Annotated in this window: 14 protein-coding genes and 1 pseudogene; 5 read left to right on the plus strand and 10 right to left on the minus strand. The window is 62.0% G+C overall.

Going from position 1 to position 15,959, the window contains the following annotated elements:
* The 4 genes and pseudogenes from A9762_RS28080 to A9762_RS10130 form a co-directional block, all read right to left on the minus strand.
* A pseudogene (locus A9762_RS28080) lies at positions 1-164 on the minus strand (branched-chain amino acid ABC transporter permease); the annotation flags it as partial.
* Positions 165-376: 212 nt separating this feature from the next.
* Entirely contained in the window at positions 377-1,585 is a 1,209-nt protein-coding gene (locus A9762_RS10120) for a branched-chain amino acid ABC transporter substrate-binding protein (protein ID WP_069341922.1), read from the minus strand.
* Between the two features lie 841 nt (positions 1,586-2,426).
* The gene (ispH, locus tag A9762_RS10125; RefSeq protein WP_069341923.1) at positions 2,427-3,401 is read right to left on the minus strand and encodes a 4-hydroxy-3-methylbut-2-enyl diphosphate reductase; all 975 of its coding nucleotides are present in this window, start codon (positions 3,399-3,401) and stop codon (positions 2,427-2,429) included.
* Between the two features lie 8 nt (positions 3,402-3,409).
* A complete protein-coding gene (locus A9762_RS10130; protein ID WP_069341924.1) occupies positions 3,410-3,865 on the minus strand; it encodes a peptidylprolyl isomerase in 456 nt (151 codons plus the stop codon).
* 161 nt (positions 3,866-4,026) lie between these two features.
* On the opposite strand from A9762_RS10130, the gene radC reads away from it, so the two are divergent.
* From radC to nadB, 4 genes are all read left to right on the plus strand, one after another.
* Positions 4,027-4,701 (plus strand): DNA repair protein RadC, encoded by a 675-nt coding sequence (gene radC, locus A9762_RS10135; protein WP_069341925.1) that lies wholly within the window; start codon positions 4,027-4,029, stop codon positions 4,699-4,701.
* Between the two features lie 281 nt (positions 4,702-4,982).
* The gene (rpmB, locus tag A9762_RS10140) at positions 4,983-5,216 is read left to right on the plus strand and encodes a 50S ribosomal protein L28 (RefSeq protein ID WP_039400832.1); all 234 of its coding nucleotides are present in this window, start codon (positions 4,983-4,985) and stop codon (positions 5,214-5,216) included.
* A 15-nt stretch (positions 5,217-5,231) separates the two neighbouring features.
* Positions 5,232-5,399, plus strand: coding sequence for a 50S ribosomal protein L33 (gene rpmG / locus A9762_RS10145; protein WP_010807102.1), 168 nt, complete (start codon positions 5,232-5,234; stop codon positions 5,397-5,399).
* Positions 5,400-5,642: 243 nt separating this feature from the next.
* Positions 5,643-7,247, plus strand: a complete 1,605-nt coding sequence (gene nadB / locus A9762_RS10150) for an L-aspartate oxidase (RefSeq protein WP_069341926.1) — start codon at positions 5,643-5,645, stop codon at positions 7,245-7,247.
* 99 nt (positions 7,248-7,346) lie between these two features.
* Here nadB and nadC read toward each other — a convergent pair whose 3' ends face one another.
* From nadC to purN, 6 genes are all read right to left on the minus strand, one after another.
* Positions 7,347-8,249 (minus strand): carboxylating nicotinate-nucleotide diphosphorylase, encoded by a 903-nt coding sequence (gene nadC / locus A9762_RS10155; protein ID WP_069341927.1) that lies wholly within the window; start codon positions 8,247-8,249, stop codon positions 7,347-7,349.
* Positions 8,249-9,382 (minus strand): quinolinate synthase NadA, encoded by a 1,134-nt coding sequence (gene nadA / locus A9762_RS10160; protein WP_069341928.1) that lies wholly within the window; start codon positions 9,380-9,382, stop codon positions 8,249-8,251. The genes nadC and nadA overlap by 1 nt, the downstream gene beginning before the upstream one ends.
* 95 nt (positions 9,383-9,477) lie before the next feature.
* Positions 9,478-10,674 (minus strand): acyl-CoA desaturase, encoded by a 1,197-nt coding sequence (locus A9762_RS10165; RefSeq protein WP_069341929.1) that lies wholly within the window; start codon positions 10,672-10,674, stop codon positions 9,478-9,480.
* A gap of 329 nt (positions 10,675-11,003) precedes the next feature.
* A complete protein-coding gene (locus tag A9762_RS10170) occupies positions 11,004-12,440 on the minus strand; it encodes a mechanosensitive ion channel family protein (protein WP_170836221.1) in 1,437 nt (478 codons plus the stop codon).
* A gap of 91 nt (positions 12,441-12,531) precedes the next feature.
* The gene (locus A9762_RS10175; RefSeq protein ID WP_069342015.1) at positions 12,532-13,812 is read right to left on the minus strand and encodes an RsmB/NOP family class I SAM-dependent RNA methyltransferase; all 1,281 of its coding nucleotides are present in this window, start codon (positions 13,810-13,812) and stop codon (positions 12,532-12,534) included.
* Between the two features lie 185 nt (positions 13,813-13,997).
* Complete coding sequence (gene purN, locus A9762_RS10180; protein WP_069341931.1) at positions 13,998-14,657, minus strand: phosphoribosylglycinamide formyltransferase; 660 nt, start codon at positions 14,655-14,657, stop codon at positions 13,998-14,000.
* A gap of 218 nt (positions 14,658-14,875) precedes the next feature.
* Between purN and A9762_RS10185 the strand changes: the two genes are divergently transcribed.
* Positions 14,876-15,868 (plus strand): bifunctional riboflavin kinase/FAD synthetase, encoded by a 993-nt coding sequence (locus A9762_RS10185; protein WP_069341932.1) that lies wholly within the window; start codon positions 14,876-14,878, stop codon positions 15,866-15,868.
* The last annotated feature ends 91 nt before the right edge of the window (positions 15,869-15,959 follow it).

The raw sequence follows: 15,959 nt of genomic DNA on the forward strand, positions 1-15,959 counted from the left end.
TTGATGGTGGACAGCGCGACCATCGCGCCGATCATCATCACGTCGGCGTGGGCAAAGTTGATGATGCCCAGAATGCCGTAAACCATCGTGTAACCCAGTGCAATGATCGCGTAGACGCTACCAAGCACGAGGCCGTTCAAGATTTGTTGGATAAAAATATCCATGAAGCTAACTCCTTGTCCCGGGAACGGGCTCCCGACACGCAAGCCGGATAGGGCATGCGAGGGGGTCGAGAGAACTGCGGGTTATGAGGCGTAATCCTGTGTCAGGAGGGGGGGCCGTGCCCGTCATGCAGGCACAGCGTCTTTCCGCAGATATCGATGCGGCACCGAATGGGTAGGCAACGGTGCCGCATCATGGCGCGAGAGCCTGGGAGTTACATCTTCACCACGTCGAGCACGCTCTTCTTCTTATCCTTGTAGTTGTAGAGCGTGATCACCGGCTCCTTCATGTCGCCCTTGCTGTCGAAGGCGATGTGACCGATAACACCCTTGTAATCCGTCGTCGGCATGGCCGCCAGGATCTTGGCCGGATCGGCCGAGTTGGCACGCTTCATGGCGTCGATGATCACGTTGACGGCGTCATACGTGAACGGGGCGTAGATCTGGATCGGCTGGTTGTAACGGGCTTCGTAACGCTTGGAGAAGTCGGCACCGTTTTCCATCTTCGACAGCGCCATACCCGCTTCCGAGCAGACGATGTTGTCGATGGCGTCGCCAGCGAGTTCGGCCACCTTGTCGGTACACACGCCGTCGCCGGCCAGCACCTTGGCACCGATACCCAGTTCCTTCGATTGCTTGGCGAACGGGCCACCGGTGGCATCCATACCGCCGTACATGATGATGTCCGGCTTCTCACCCTTGATCTTGGTCAGAATGGCGCGGAAGTCCGTGGCCTTGTCGTTGGTCGCGTCGTGCGAGAGCACCTTCAGGCCGTTGGCCTTGGCGGTCTTCTCGAATTCGTCGGCCAGACCCTTGCCGTACGCCGTGGCGTCGTCGACGATGGCCACCGACTTGGCGTTGAGTGCCTTCGTCGCGTAGTTGGCCAGTGCCGGACCTTGCTGAGCGTCGGTGGCGACCACACGATAGGTCGTCTTGAAGCCCTGCTGCGTGTACGCCGGGTTGGTTGCCGACGGCGAGATCTGCACGATGCCTGCATCGCTATAGATCTTCGATGCCGGAATCGTCGTGCCCGAGTTCAAGTGACCCACCACGGCAACGACCTTCTCGTCGACCAGCTTCTGGGCAACCTGCGTTGCGGTCTTCGGATCGGCGGCGTCATCTTCTGCCACCAGTTCCAGCTTGACCGGCTTGCCGTCGATGGTCAGGCCAGCCTTGTTGGCTTCCTCAACGGCGAGGCGTGCACCGTTTTCGTTATCTTTGCCCAAGTGAGCAATTTGGCCCGTCAATGGTGCAACGTGACCAATCTTAATGACAACCGCATCGCCGCCCCCGCTGGCGGCAGTCGTCGCGGCAGGTGCAGAAGCGGCACCCGAATCGGCCTGCTTTTCTTCCTTCTGACCGCACGCCGCCAACAGCGTCACTGCGGCGACTACGGGCAGTACCTTCGCGAACTTGAGTTGCATGTGATTATCTCCTGATTGTCGGCGATTTAATAACGCCAATAACGCCAAATCGATGTTTCGTATGCGAAACGCGCGCATTGTAACTCCATTCTTTGCGGCTGCGACGCCCGCAGCCACAGGGTTTTCCATAATGGAGGACTAAGGTTTTATACCGACTTGTGCAACCCTAATTTTTCAAAAGCGCAACCCCGGAATTGTGAAAGGTTTTACGCACCCGGGCGCAGCTTCCCGAGCGGCTTCATGGTGCAACCGGTGCACCATTCATGGGCCCGGATGCCATGGCAATCTAATAAGCAATTAGCATGCCTATTGGATTTGGAATGATCTTTCTAATTAAGCAGGCATATAAATAATTAAATTCCGGAAAACCGGACGACATTCCTTATTGTTAATTCCATATCCGTTGAATTAATGAGAACGTCATTCGGTTTTGGCTGCCGAGACGTTAAAAGCTACAAAATCGGATACGCGTGAATTCTGCGAAATCTCGTTCGCCAATGCGAAAGATCCGCAGAGGCGATCCAGGAAAAGTTGGGGGGAATTCGGCGGATGATCGACGTGGACGTCAGGGCGCCTGATGGCGAAAAGGGCGTGTCGATGCCGTGCCCGAGGGCAGTGTGCCATATGTCCAGGCGCTTCGGCCCGAGGCATGAGCGTAAAAAAACCGGGGTCGTCGATGACGACACCCGGCTTTCCGGCCGTGCGGCATTACCGCCGGCCGTGGACTTTCTGCGATGCTATGCGCGACGGCGTTGCACAGTCGCTGCGGCGGCGCGGTCAATCATATGGACCACCAGCGGCCGATGGGGCCAATTTTCGCCGAGCGGCTTCGCGATATGCCTTAGCCTGCGATCGCTTGCGTAAGGCCCTTGGGCAACGGGAACGCGATGTTCTCTTCCACACCGTCGAGCACCTTGACCTGATTGACGCCCAGTTCGCGCAGTCGCGAGACGATCGATTGCGCCAGCACTTCGGGCGCCGATGCGCCCGCCGTCACCCCGATACGACGCTTGCCGTCGAACCATTCCGGCTTGAGCTGATCCGGCGAATCCACCATGTAGGCGGGTACGCCCATCTTCTCGGCGACTTCGCGCAGACGGTTCGAATTGGAGCTGTTCGGGCTACCGACCACAACCACCACGTCGCACTGCGGCGCCATGAATTTCACGGCGTCCTGACGGTTCTGCGTGGCGTAGCAGATGTCCTGCTTCTTCGGCTCGGTGATTTCGGGGAAACGCTTCTTGAGCGCGTTGATGACTTCGGCGGCATCGTCGACGGACAACGTCGTTTGCGTCACGAAGGCGAGCTTGCTCTCATCTGCCACTTGCAGCGCGAGCACGTCTTCGATCGTCTCGACGAGGAACATGCCTTCGCCCGACTGGCCCATGGTGCCCTCGACTTCCGGGTGCCCCTTGTGGCCGATCATGATGATCTCGAGCCCCTGGCCGCGCATTTTCGCGACTTCGACGTGGACCTTCGTCACGAGCGGACAGGTCGCGTCGAAAATGCGCAGACCGCGCGATTCGGCTTCGGTACGTACGGCCTGCGACACGCCGTGCGCGCTGAAAATCAGCGTGTTGCCCGGCGGGACGTCCGACAGTTCCTCGATGAAAATCGCGCCCTTCTTGCGCAGATTCTCGACGACGTACACGTTGTGGACGATTTCGTGGCGCACGTAAATCGGTGCACCGTACATCGCCAGCGCGCGCTCGACGATTTCGATTGCACGGTCGACGCCCGCGCAAAAGCCGCGCGGCTGAGCCAGCAGGATTTCCGCATCCGACAGCGTCGGTGCTACGACTTGGGTGGCGCTCATTTCGATTCCTACAGAATGCCGATAATCTGGACTTCGAACACGATCGGCTGGCCCGCCAGCGGATGGTTGAAGTCGAACAATGCCCAGCCGTCGCCCAGTTCGCGCAGGATGCCCGCATAGCGGCCACCGCTCGGCGCGTTGAACTCGACCAGATCGCCAACGCTATATTCCTCGCCGAAGTTGCTGTTCTCCTGCAACGTCTTCATCGAGACGCGTTGCAGCAGTTCCGGATTGCGCGGGCCGAAAGCCTGCTCCGGCGCCAGTTCGATCCGGCGACGCTCCCCCACGGCCATCCCCAGCATCGCCTGCTCCAGCGTCGGCGCCATCTGGCCGCCGCCGAGTTGCAACGTTGCGGGGGTGCCTTCGAAAGTGTTGACAATGTCCGCGCCGTCGGGCGCGCCGATCCGGTAGTGGAGCGTCAGATAGGAATCGTCTTGAACCACGGGGGTTGCAACAGAACTCATGGGGGTCTCACAGCAAGGTCAAGCTATTATTGTAAGCGACGACGCGTTGCGCGTCCGGCTCCCCATCAAAGCAGCCCCGAATTTTTCCCTTCGGCGGTTGTGTTTCTTATTAGTGACACCCGCGATCATGCCTGCGACCGTGTCCGCCTTCCGGAGCCGTCATGTCCATCGCTCACTGGCCACCCGCCGAGCGCCCCCGCGAAAAAATGCTCGCCCATGGGCCTAACGCCCTGTCCGACGCCGAGTTGCTCGCCATCTTGCTGCGCACCGGCTCGCATGGCCGCAATGCCGTCGATCTCGGGCGCGAGCTGCTGGCCCGCAGCGGATCGCTCGGCAGATTGCTTGCCACACCGTTCGAGACATTGCGGCAGATCCCGGGCCTCGGCCAGGCCAAATCCCTTCAGTTTCAGGCCGCGCTGGAAGTGGCACGCCGCATGTTGCGCGAAGGCCTGCAATCCGGCTGCATGCTCGATTCTCCCGCCCGGGTTCGCGATTATCTGCGTCTCACATTGCAGGACACCTCGCGCGAGCGCTTCGTCTGCCTGTTTCTGGACGCCGCGCACCGGCTGATCGGCACGCGCATCATGTTCGAGGGAACGCTCACGCAGACCTGCGTCTACCCGAGAGAAATCGTACGCGCCGCACTGGACCTTCATGCGGCTGCCATCATCGTCGCGCACAATCATCCGTCCGGCGTCCCCACGCCCAGCGCCGCCGATCTTGCGCTGACACGTCAGTTGGGCGACGCGCTGGCGCTGCTGGAAATTCGTCTGCTCGATCATTTCATCGTGGCCGGCGATACCGTCTATTCGCTGGCCGAGGGCGGCGATATGTAAGTCGAAGGCAAGCCGCAGACGCGCTGGGGCACGAGGAAATTCGTGACGCAGTGTGACGCCGAACAACACCGTGCACATAAATTCGGCACGCCGTTCGCATTTGGGCGACGTTTACGCTATGATCCGTCCCTTCCCCGAATCTCCGACAGACGTTTCCCGCCAGGGACTCACGTCCTACATCGACTAAAGCGATTGATTTGTCTGGGATTTTTGTGGTATTATCGCGGTCTGTCTTTTCGACTCACCTTTTTTTACACAGAATTCTGGGTTAGGAGTGCTTCATGGCACGCGTATGTCAAGTGACCGGGAAAGCGCCGATGGTCGGCAATAACGTTTCCCACGCCAATAACAAAACCAAGCGCCGTTTCCTCCCGAACTTGCAAAATCGCCGGTTCTGGGTTGAGAGCGAAAACCGTTTTGTGCGCCTGCGCCTTTCGAACGCCGGCCTGCGCCTGATCGATAAGGTCGGTATCGATGCCGTTCTCGCGGACCTGCGTTCGCGTAACGCCATCTAAGTTTAGGAGCTCATCATGGCAAAAGGCGCTCGCGACAAGATCAAGCTGGAATCGACCGCAGGTACGGGTCATTTCTACACGACCACGAAGAACAAGCGTACCCATCCGGAAAAGATGGAAATCAGCAAGTTCGATCCGGTGGCTCGTAAGCACGTACCGTACAAAGAAACCAAGATCAAATAAGATCAACAGGTTTCATCGCAGTGGTTCGCTACTGCGTTCAATACCCCGCCACTGGCGGGGGATTTTCATTTCAGCGTCTCGAAAATTGCAGCGCTACGCTTTGCGTAGTCCGACGACACACAATATCTCCGATCTGCGCATAGGGGCATGTGTCACGGGTGTGTTGACTCGCTATACTGGCTCATCTCTCATCACGAGGATCGCGCCACCGAAAATGCGTCGATCCCAGACAGCGCGCGTACCATGAATTTCGATGTCGTCATCGTCGGCAGCGGGCTCGCCGGCCAGTCCGTCGCCTTGCATCTGGCCAACACCTGCCGCGTGGCGCTGGTCGCCAAGCGTCCCATGCCCGAAGGTGCGAGCGATTGGGCTCAGGGCGGCATCGCCGCAGTGCTGGACTCCACCGACAGCGTCGACGAACACGTTGCCGACACGCTCGTCGCCGGTGCCGGTTTGTGTGACGAGGCGGCAACGCGCTTCATCATCGAACACAGCCGCGAAGCCATCGAGTGGCTCATCGAGCAAGGCGTGCCCTTCACGCGCGACGCACAAGCCGAACTCGGCTTTCATCTGACACGCGAAGGCGGTCACAGCCATCGGCGCATCATTCACGCGGCCGATGCCACGGGGCATGCCGTTATTACGACGCTCACCGAGCGCGTGCGCCGGCACCCGAACATCACCCTTTTCGAGAATCACTTCGCCGTCGATCTGATTACGTCCGATCGCGCCGACGCGGCACCGACCGCCGGACGTCATTGCCAGGGCCTGTACATACAGGATCTCGGCACCGGCGAAGTCCACGCGGTGACCGCCCGACATACGGTGCTGGCGACCGGCGGGGCCGGCAAGGTTTATCTGTACACGACGAACCCCGACACCGCGACGGGCGATGGCATCGCCATGGCCTGGCGCGCGGGCTGCCGGATCGCGAACATGGAGTTCATCCAGTTCCATCCGACCTGTCTCTATCATCCTTACGCCAAGTCGTTCCTGATCTCGGAAGCCGTTCGGGGGGAAGGCGGACGTCTGGTGCTCCCTGACGGCACGCGCTTCATGCCCGCGCACGATTCTCGGGCCGAACTTGCGCCGCGCGATATCGTTGCGCGCGCCATCGACTTCGAGATGAAGAAACACGGGCTTGATTGCGTGTACCTCGACATCAGCCATCAAAGTCCGGAATTCCTGCGCGAACACTTCCCCACGATTCTCGCGCGCTGCGCTGAACTGGGAATCGACATCACGAAGCAACCGATTCCCGTCGTGCCGGCGGCGCATTACACGTGCGGCGGGATCGTCACGGATATGCACGGGCGCACGGATCTGCCCGGACTCTACGCGGTGGGGGAAGCGACGTACACCGGCCTGCACGGCGCGAACCGTCTTGCCAGCAATTCGCTGCTCGAATGTATCGTGCTCGGCAAGGCAGCGGCAGAAGACATTCAGCGCGGCGAAACCACCCAGATCGCCGCCACGGACGTTCCCGCTTGGGACGAAAGCCGTGTCTCGGATGCCGATGAAGAAGTGGTCGTCGCGCACAACTGGGATGAGCTGCGCCGCATGATGTGGAACTACGTCGGCATCGTGCGCACGACCAAGCGGCTGGAACGGGCACAGCATCGCATCGCCCTGCTGCGCGAGGAAATCGCCGAGTATTACGCCAACTTCCGCGTCAGTCGCGACCTCCTGGAATTGCGCAATCTGGTCGACGTCGCTTCGCTGATCGTCGATAGCGCACTGGCGCGTCGTGAGAGCCGTGGCCTGCATTTCTCGCGCGACTTCCCGGACACGTTACCGAAAGCCTTGCCGACGGTGCTTTCGCCGGCGCTACCGCGTCGCACGCGTTGATCGCACACGTAAAAACAACAAGGCCGCAGGGTAATGCCTGCGGCCTTGTTGTTTTTACGTGCCTGAAGCGTTGGAAGCCAAGCCGTCACATCGTGACGCTTATCCCACCGTCTCCAGAATGCGCATGGAGAAGTCCGCGGCGCGAACGTCCTTGGTGAGGCCGCCGACAGAAATACGGTCGACGCCCGTCTCCGCGATCGCTCGCAGCGTTTCCAGATTGATGCCGCCGGACGCCTCCAGCACTGCGCGTCCATCGGCCACACGCGCAGCCTCGCGCATCATTTCCAGCGTGAAATTGTCGAGCAGGATCGACGTCGCGCCACATTCCAGCGCGGTCTCGAGTTCTTCGAGCGACTCCACTTCGATCTGCACCGGCGCGCCGTCCGACAGACGATCTGCGTTTGCCAGCACCTGACGAATGCCGCCTGCCGCCGCGATGTGGTTCTCTTTGATGAGAATGCCGTCGTAGAGCGCGAGGCGCTGATTCGCCCCGCCACCTACGCGAACCGCGAACTTCTGCGCGAGACGTAGCCCCGGCAGCGTCTTGCGCGTATCCAGCACGCGCGCCTTCGTCCCTTCGACGATGTCCGCGTAACGACGCACGGCCGTCGCGACACCCGAGAGCAACTGAAGGAAGTTCATCGACGTACGCTCGCCGGTCAGCAGTGCGCGCGCCGGGCCGTAAATGTCACAGACCGGCGAATCGGGCGTCATGCGCTCGCCTTCGCGGTAGTGCCATTGCACGCGCACAGAGGCATCGACGCCCAGCATGCAGCGCTCGAACCAGCGCACGCCACACAGCACCGCCGACTCACGCACGATGATTCGCGCATGCGCCATTTCGTCCGACGGCACGAGCAAACCCGTGAGGTCACCGCTGCCGATGTCTTCTGCCAGTGCGTCCTGCACGTTGCGCGAAAGCGCCGCTTCGAGCGGCTCGCCGAACGTCGTGAATTCGGGAGACAGTGCTTCGGCAGTGTTCAACGTTTTCGATTGCGTCATTATGCGGGGCCCACGCCCGAGAACAGCGCGCCGTCGCGCGCAAAGTCACCGCTGGCGCGCACGTTCTGCTTGCGCGCTTCGGCGAACGTCAACATGCGATCGATACAGGTATGCGCGCGGCGGCCAATTTCCGGATCGACGTGAATTTCATTAGCCCCCGACTCCAGCACTTCCGCCAGATTCCGCAGGCTGTTCATCGCCATCCACGGGCAATGCGCACAGCTCTTGCAAGTGGCGCTGTTGCCCGCCGTCGGCGCTTCGATGAAATGCTTGCCCGGTGCTGCAGCGCGCATCTTGTGCAAAATGCCGTTGTCGGTGGCGACGATGAACTCGGTGGCATCCATGGTCTGCGCCGCCGCAATCATCTGCGACGTGGAACCGACGACATCCGCCAGCGCGACGACTGCGGCCGGCGACTCCGGGTGCACCAGCACCTTGGCGTTCGGATGCTCGCGACGCAGCAGCTCGAGTTCGGTGCCCTTGAACTCGTCGTGCACGAGGCATGCGCCCTGCCACAGCAACATGTCGGCGCCCGTCTGCTTCTGGACGTAGCTGCCCAGATGGCGGTCCGGCGCCCACAGAATCTTTTTGCCCTGTGCATGCAGATGCGCCACGATTTCCAGGCCGATGGACGACGTCACCATCCAGTCCGCCCGCGCCTTCACGGCTGCGCTGGTATTGGCATAGACGACGACGGTACGGTCGGGATGCGCATCGCAGAATGCGGCGAATTCGTCGGCGGGGCAACCCAGATCGAGCGAGCACGTAGCGTCGAGATCGGGCATCAAAATGCGTTTTTCGGGACTGAGAATCTTCGATGTCTCGCCCATGAAGCGCACACCGGCCACCACCAGCGTCTTGGCTGAATGATTCCGGCCGAAACGCGCCATTTCGAGCGAATCGGCCACGCAGCCGCCGGTCTCCTCGGCGAGGTCCTGCAAGTCGGCGTCGACATAGTAATGGGCCACAAGCACGGCATCCTGCTCGACGAGCAAGCGCTTGATTTTGGCCTTGAGCGCCGCGCGTTCCTCCTGCGACGGCGCATCCGGGACGCGTGCCCAGGCATGGGCAACGCACGTGGCGCCGCTCGGTGCGGGGCGCTCGAATTCTACGGATTTGAGTGAGGCATTCATTTTTGCGTGGCCCGTGGGATAGGCCGGGAATGACAAAACCCCGCCGTGGCGGGGTTTCGATTATGCGTCAAAAACAGATTTCTGGCTGCGCCTGTTCACGCGTAGCGGCGCAAACGCGTCGCGAATTCCTGCAATGCGTGAATGCCGCTCTGCTCGGCACGATGGCACCAGTTCTGCAACTGACCCAGCAACTGCTCACGCGAGGCATTCGAACGATCCCAGATACCGGCCAGTTCACTGCGCAGTTCGTAGTACGTCTTCACGGCATTGCTGTGCGCGAAGATCTCGCCGAGTTGCTGCTTTTGCGGCTCTTGCAGCGAGGCTTCGTCGTGATGCAGCCACTTGCGCGCGCCGCGGAACAACTGGTATTCGCCGTGCTGACGCTTGTCCTTGAAGCGCGCCAGTTCCTCGCCATAAGCACGCTTGAAGGTCTTGGCGTAACGCGCCATCACTTCGTAGCGGTTCGAGAGCACGGCTTGCAACGTATCGTCGTCGCAGGCCGCCTTGACCTTCGCGAGCTTCGGCGTCGGCGCGATCTTCTTCACCTTGGCCAGCCCCACGAACGACAGCGTACGGATGTACAGCCAGCCGATATCGAACTCGTACCACTTGTTCGACAGCTTGGCCGACGTCGCGTAGGTGTGGTGATTGTTGTGCAGTTCTTCACCGCCGATGATGATGCCCCACGGCAGCAGGTTCGTCGACGCGTCGGCGCAGTTGAAGTTGCGGTAGCCCCAGTAGTGGCCCAGACCGTTGACGACACCGGCCGCCCAGAACGGAATCCACACCATCTGCACGGCCCACACGGTCAGACCGATGGCACCGAACAGCGCGATGTCGATGATCATCATCATGCTGATGCCGAGGATCGGGAAACGCTTGTAGATGTTGTTCTCGATCCAGTCGTTCGGCGTGCCATGGCTGAACTTGCGCAGCGTTTCTTCGTTCTTCGCTTCGGCGCGATAGAGTTCGGCGCCTTCGGCCAGCACCTTCCACAGGCCACGCGTTTGCGGGCTATGCGGATCTTCCGGCGTTTCGCACTTGGCGTGGTGCTTGCGGTGGATGGCAGCCCACTCGCTGGTGATCATGCCCGTGGTCATCCACAGCCAGAGGCGGAAGAAGTGAGCGACGATCGGATGCACATCGAGGGCGCGGTGCGCCTGGCAACGATGCAGATAGATGGTGACCGCGGCAATCGTCACATGGGTGACGGCCAGCGTGAAGAAAAAGATCTCCCAGCCGCTCCAGTCGAGCAGGCCGGTCGAGAGAAATCCAAGGAGACTGTCCAGCAAAATATCACTCCAAACTAATCAATACGGTAGCCATCACGGCAAGGTCCAGCGAAGCCGTGTCTTGTCTTGTCGGGCCGAAGCGGCCGATGTGGACATAGGCCGTCGCGTCAGGTCTCGTTCTTGCGCTCGCTTGACGCTTGGATTCGCTGGAGGTCGGCAAGTTGCGGATGCCGTGGCGATATGGGCGGAAAACGTGCCAGTGAACGTCTGGTTTTTATGGTTTGGGACGCATTTTACCCGACGCGCCGACGCCCGTGTGTAGCCTGTCAGCCACGCATTTTGTCGCAGGTCAACCCGGCGTCCGGGAAAAACGTAGAGAAATCGGTCTATCAGGCCTTCTTTCCGGTGTCATCCGCCTGTGGTGACTCCAGTTGGGGCGGCACGGCGGGCGATGACGCAGACGCGGGCAAGGCGTCCACCGGCAAATCAGGGCGGTCGACCGAGGGATGGGGGACTTCCGCAGGAATGCCGTCCGCCCAGTCGTTCAGAATGCGTATTTCGCGCTGCGCATACGGAATTTCAATACCCTGCTCACGAAATGCGCGCCAAATCCGTAAATTAATCTCCGAACGGATGGCGCCACTGCCTTGCGCCGGATCCTGCACCCAAAAGCCCATTTCCAGATCCATCCCATCGGCAGCGAAATTCAGCAGCAATGCCGAGGGCGCCGGATCGGACAGCACGCGGGGAATGCCCTCCGCGGCCTTGAGCATCAGCGACATTGCCAGTTCGACATCGGCGCTGTAGGCCACCTGAACACTCACCTTCGCCCGGCCGCGCGTCTCGGTGAACGAGTGATTCTGGACGACGTTCGTCACGAGCTGTTCGTTCGGCACCAGCGCTTCAACGCCATCCAGCCCGCGTACCACCGAATACCGCGTGTTGATTTGCGACACGGTGCCGTGATACGTCGACACCGTAATCAGGTCGCCGATCCGCACGGAGCGATCCAGCAAGATGATGAATCCCGACACGAGGTTCGACGCGATCTTCTGCAAGCCGAAGCCCAACCCCACGCCAAGCGCCCCGCCGAACACACCGAGCACGGTGATATCGATGCCCACGAACGACAGCGTTGCGAGTACGGCAACGAGCGTCAGCAAACCTTTGATCAGCCGCGAGAGCACCACTTTGAGGTTGCCGTCGAGCGTGGTCGTGCGCATGATCCGGTCTTCGATCAGCGAGCCGACCCACATCGCCAGCACCAGCGTCACGCCGATCCAGAGCACGCCCGACAGTATCGAAAGCAGCGTCAGATGGCTCGTGCCGACGGCGAACTTCACGCTGGCGAGCCACTTGAGGATGTCGTCGTGCACGCCCAGCACGTAGGCAAGCATCGACAGCCACGCAAGTGTCGTGAACACGCGCTCGAACACCTTCAGCAAGCCCGAGGCATGCGGCGACGACGCGAACAGCCGACGTGCGAAGTAGAACGCGAGATAGATGAGCGCCGTGCCGAACAGCGGGACTTCCGCGAGCATCAGCAGCGAGACGTGCATGTACTCCTGGAGCACGACACGCGTGAGCGCCACGCACATCCAGCCAAACATCGGGAAGAAGGAGCGGCGCAGGCTCGACGATCCCGCGCGGCGGGCCGGCGCGACACGTTCGAAGTGACGGTCAAGACGACCGATCATCCAGCGACGCAGCACGAACGCGACGGCAAGCGCGCCAACGAGCGCCACGATCTGCCAGATGATCTGCGTATCGCCGAAGTCACGCACGACATCCCGCACCAACCTCGCGAAAGCCGGACTTTCCTGCATCGCCATATCCCTTCTATCTTTTCTTGTCGTTCGCCGGCGCTAACCGGCGCGGCGCATCCGGGCGCCACCCGGGCACCCGTCGAAACATACCTTACGCTTTCGTTGCCGCACGACGCTCGAACACGGCAGCAAAAAAGCCGTCGGTCGCGTTGCGGTTCGGCAGCAATTCGAGGTACTTACCCGTGTCGAGTCCGATTTTCTGCGCCGCGAGCAACTCGTTTGCGGGCAGCAGCACGAAGTCCGGATGGGCGGCGGCGAAGGCCTCGGCAATCGCGCTGTTCTCTTCCGTGAGCAGACTGCACGTCGCGTACACGAGACGGCCGCCCGGCTTCACCAGACGCGCGGCGCTCGCGAGAATCGACGTTTGCTTCTGCGTCAGTTCCTCGACGGACTGCGGCGACTGGCGCCACTTCAGGTCCGGATTCCGGCGCAGCGTGCCGAGCCCACTGCACGGCGCGTCGACCAGCACACGGTCGATCTTGCCGGCGAGACGCTTGATCTTGCTATCGTTCTCGCTGTCGATCATGACCGGATAGACGTTCGACAGACCACTGCGCGCCAGACGCGGCTTGAGCTTCGCCAGACGTTTTTCCGACACGTCGAACGCATACAGGCGCCCGGTCGAGCGCATCTGCGCACCAATCGCGAGCGTCTTGCCACCGGCACCGGCGCAGAAGTCGACGATCATCTCGCCACGACGCGGCGCGACCAACTGGCACAGCAATTGGCTACCCTCGTCCTGCACCTCGATCGCACCGGACATGAACAGCGGATGCTTTTGCAGCGCCGGCTTGCCCGACAATCGGATGCCATTGGGCGCGAGCGGCGTCGGCTCGGCCGAAAAGCTGTCCTCGCGCAGCTTGGCGAGCACATCTTCCCGGGTCGCCTTGATGAGGTTCACGCGGCAGTCGAGCGGCGCGGGCTGATTCAGCGACGCAGCGAGCGCTTCGAGTTCGGTGGCGTCGAAACGCTTGGCCAGACGGTCGTACAACCATTCCGGCAAGTTAGTACGCACTCGCGGCGCAAGGCTGGCCGGGTCGATCTGACCGACGTGTTCGAGCCAGGCTGCTTCGTCCGGCGTCGCCACCAGTTCCACCGACGCGATACCCCGCGTGAAGGCGAGACCGAGCAGCGCCAGACGACGTTCCTGCGACCCCGTGCCGCTCACGGCGTGCTGACCGAATTCGAGCTTGCGACGCAGAATGGCGAACACCGTCTCCGCCAGCACACCGCGTTCCCGATGTCCGAGCTTGTCGTTGGCACGGAAGTAAGTGCTGACGAGCGTATCGGCCGGGCCGGTGAACGTCAGAACGCTGCCGAGCAGTCGTTGCGTGTGTTCGAAGAGTGCCGGCGGCAGACGCTCGCCGCGCATGCCGGTCCCGCCGACGACGGGCGGCGCGTCCTGACGGCGATCGTTGCGCGAACGGTCGTAGCGATCCGGGCGGACATAGCCGCGATCATTGCCACCTTTGGAAGGATGACGGGCATCGGACGAACGGCCGCCGGAGCGGTGACTGGATTGATTGGCGCCATCGCGGCGCTGGGTCGGGCGGGTGCTCATGCGTCCTCACCAAAAAGCCATTGCGAATCTTGCGAATCGGAAGTGCCGTCGGCACGCGGGGCGAGCGTCACGCGGCCATCGGCCACGATCAGACGATCTTCCACGAACCAGCGCACGGCGCGCGGATAAATGATGTGTTCGAGCGGCAGAATGCGCTCTGCCAGTGTCTCTGGCGTGTCGCCGTCGCGCACGGGTACGGCCGTTTGCAGCACGTACGGGCCGTGATCGAGTTCAGCGGTCACGAAATGCACGGTGGCGCCGACGATCTTGCAGCCGGCTTCCAGTGCACGGGCGTGCGTTTGCAGGCCCGGGAAAGCGGGCAGCAGCGACGGATGAATGTTGATGAGCCGCCCGGCGTAGCGCTCGGTGAACGCCGGCGTGAGAATGCGCATGAACCCGGCGAGCACGACCAGATCGGGTTGATGGCGGTCGATCTCGGCGGCGAGTTCGGCGTCGAACGCCTCGCGGGTCTTGCCGCGACTTGGCACGATGGCCGTGGCGATGCCGTTTTCCTGCGCGAACTCCAGGCCGTCGGCCTCGGGACGATTGGCGATGATGGCGGCCACGCGGGCCGGCCAGCCTTCTGCGGTACAGGCCCGGACGATGGCCTGCATGTTGCTGCCTCGTCCGGAAATCAGGATGACAATGTTCTTCATCGCCGGATTTTATCATTGGCGCGGCGCACCAGACAGCGCGATGCGCGCCGCGATGGCCCCGAAGCGTTTATAATTCAACGTTCTGCGGCGCCGCAATGTCGGATCGGCCGTCCTGCGCGGTCCGGGCCCTGCCCCGCCGTCACAGGCCGCCGGGCCTTCCCAGCCACGCCGCGCGGTTCATCCCATACATCAACGTCCTGTACTGACGCTTCCTTATCGTGCGAGTCTTCCGGGGTCTACCCAACGCGCAAAGCAAAGCGCCCTGCGTGCTGACGATCGGCAATTTCGACGGCGTGCACCTGGGCCACCAGGCACTGCTCGCGCGCGTGCGCGCGGCGGCGGCTGCGCGCGGCTTGCCGGTGTGCGTGATGACGTTCGAGCCGCATCCTCGCGAATACTTCACCCCCGACCGTGCGCCCGCCCGTATCTCGAACCTGCGCGACAAGTTCGAAGCGCTGCGCGCACACGGCGTCGACCGTCTGGTGGTTGAGCACTTCAACGCGCACTTCGCCGGTCAGTCGCCCGAAGACTTCGTGCGCAACATCATCGTCGACGGCCTGCACACCCGCTGGCTGCTCGTCGGCGACGACTTCCGCTTCGGCGCCAAGCGCGCGGGCGATATCGAGTACCTGCGCGACGCTGGCCGCCGCTTCGACTTCGTCGTCGAACAGATGCCGACCATCGCGCACGACGGCGTGCGCATCTCCAGCTCGGAAGTGCGCGCCGCGCTCACCGACGGCAACTTCGAGCGCGCGCATGCGCTGCTCGGCCGTCCGTACGCGATCACCGGCCACGTCGTGCACGGCATGAAGCTGGGGCGCAAGCTCGGCTTCCCGACGCTCAATCTGCGCATCGCCCACAAGCATCCGGCCCTCACCGGCATTTTCGTCGTGCAGGTTCACGGCCTGGCGGACAAACCGCTGCCGGCCGTGGCGAGTCTCGGCCTGCGCCCGACCGTGGACGATTCCGGTCGCGTGCTGCTCGAAGTCCATCTGCTCGATTTCTCGGGCGATTGCTACGGCAAGCTGGTGCGCGTGGAATTCCTGCAGAAGCTGCGGGACGAAGCGAAATTCGACGGACTGGCCGAACTCGAAGCTGCGATCGCGCAGGACACGCGCGAGGCGCGCGCCTATTTCGCCCATGCGCTCGACGCCAACGGCCCGAGCGCACGACGCGACTTCGCCACCTCGGCCACCGACCGAATTAGTTGATCTTCGCCCGCGTGCGCCGGCGCCCAGCGCCACGCGCGCGGCCCGCCGCCGTCTCTGGCACCCGCCCGGACGTTGCACCGTCGGCCACGAA

Origin of the sequence: Pandoraea sp. ISTKB, from assembly GCF_001721285.1 — a bacterium.
In the GTDB taxonomy this organism is placed as follows: Bacteria; Pseudomonadota; Gammaproteobacteria; order Burkholderiales; family Burkholderiaceae; genus Pandoraea; species Pandoraea capi.

What these genes read in the sequence shown, in the direction of transcription:
- A9762_RS10120 (WP_069341922.1), bottom strand. Translation starts at nt 1,585, where the DNA reads ATGCAACTCAAGTTCGCGAAGGTACTGCCCGTAGTCGCCGCAGTGACG.
- ispH (WP_069341923.1), bottom strand. Translation starts at nt 3,401, where the DNA reads ATGAGCGCCACCCAAGTCGTAGCACCGACGCTGTCGGATGCGGAAATC.
- A9762_RS10130 (WP_069341924.1), bottom strand. Translation starts at nt 3,865, where the DNA reads ATGAGTTCTGTTGCAACCCCCGTGGTTCAAGACGATTCCTATCTGACG.
- radC (WP_069341925.1), top strand. Translation starts at nt 4,027, where the DNA reads ATGTCCATCGCTCACTGGCCACCCGCCGAGCGCCCCCGCGAAAAAATG.
- rpmB (WP_039400832.1), top strand. Translation starts at nt 4,983, where the DNA reads ATGGCACGCGTATGTCAAGTGACCGGGAAAGCGCCGATGGTCGGCAAT.
- rpmG (WP_010807102.1), top strand. Translation starts at nt 5,232, where the DNA reads ATGGCAAAAGGCGCTCGCGACAAGATCAAGCTGGAATCGACCGCAGGT.
- nadB (WP_069341926.1), top strand. Translation starts at nt 5,643, where the DNA reads ATGAATTTCGATGTCGTCATCGTCGGCAGCGGGCTCGCCGGCCAGTCC.
- nadC (WP_069341927.1), bottom strand. Translation starts at nt 8,249, where the DNA reads ATGACGCAATCGAAAACGTTGAACACTGCCGAAGCACTGTCTCCCGAA.
- nadA (WP_069341928.1), bottom strand. Translation starts at nt 9,382, where the DNA reads ATGAATGCCTCACTCAAATCCGTAGAATTCGAGCGCCCCGCACCGAGC.
- A9762_RS10170 (WP_170836221.1), bottom strand. Translation starts at nt 12,440, where the DNA reads ATGCAGGAAAGTCCGGCTTTCGCGAGGTTGGTGCGGGATGTCGTGCGT.
- A9762_RS10175 (WP_069342015.1), bottom strand. Translation starts at nt 13,812, where the DNA reads ATGCGCGGCGAGCGTCTGCCGCCGGCACTCTTCGAACACACGCAACGA.
- purN (WP_069341931.1), bottom strand. Translation starts at nt 14,657, where the DNA reads ATGAAGAACATTGTCATCCTGATTTCCGGACGAGGCAGCAACATGCAG.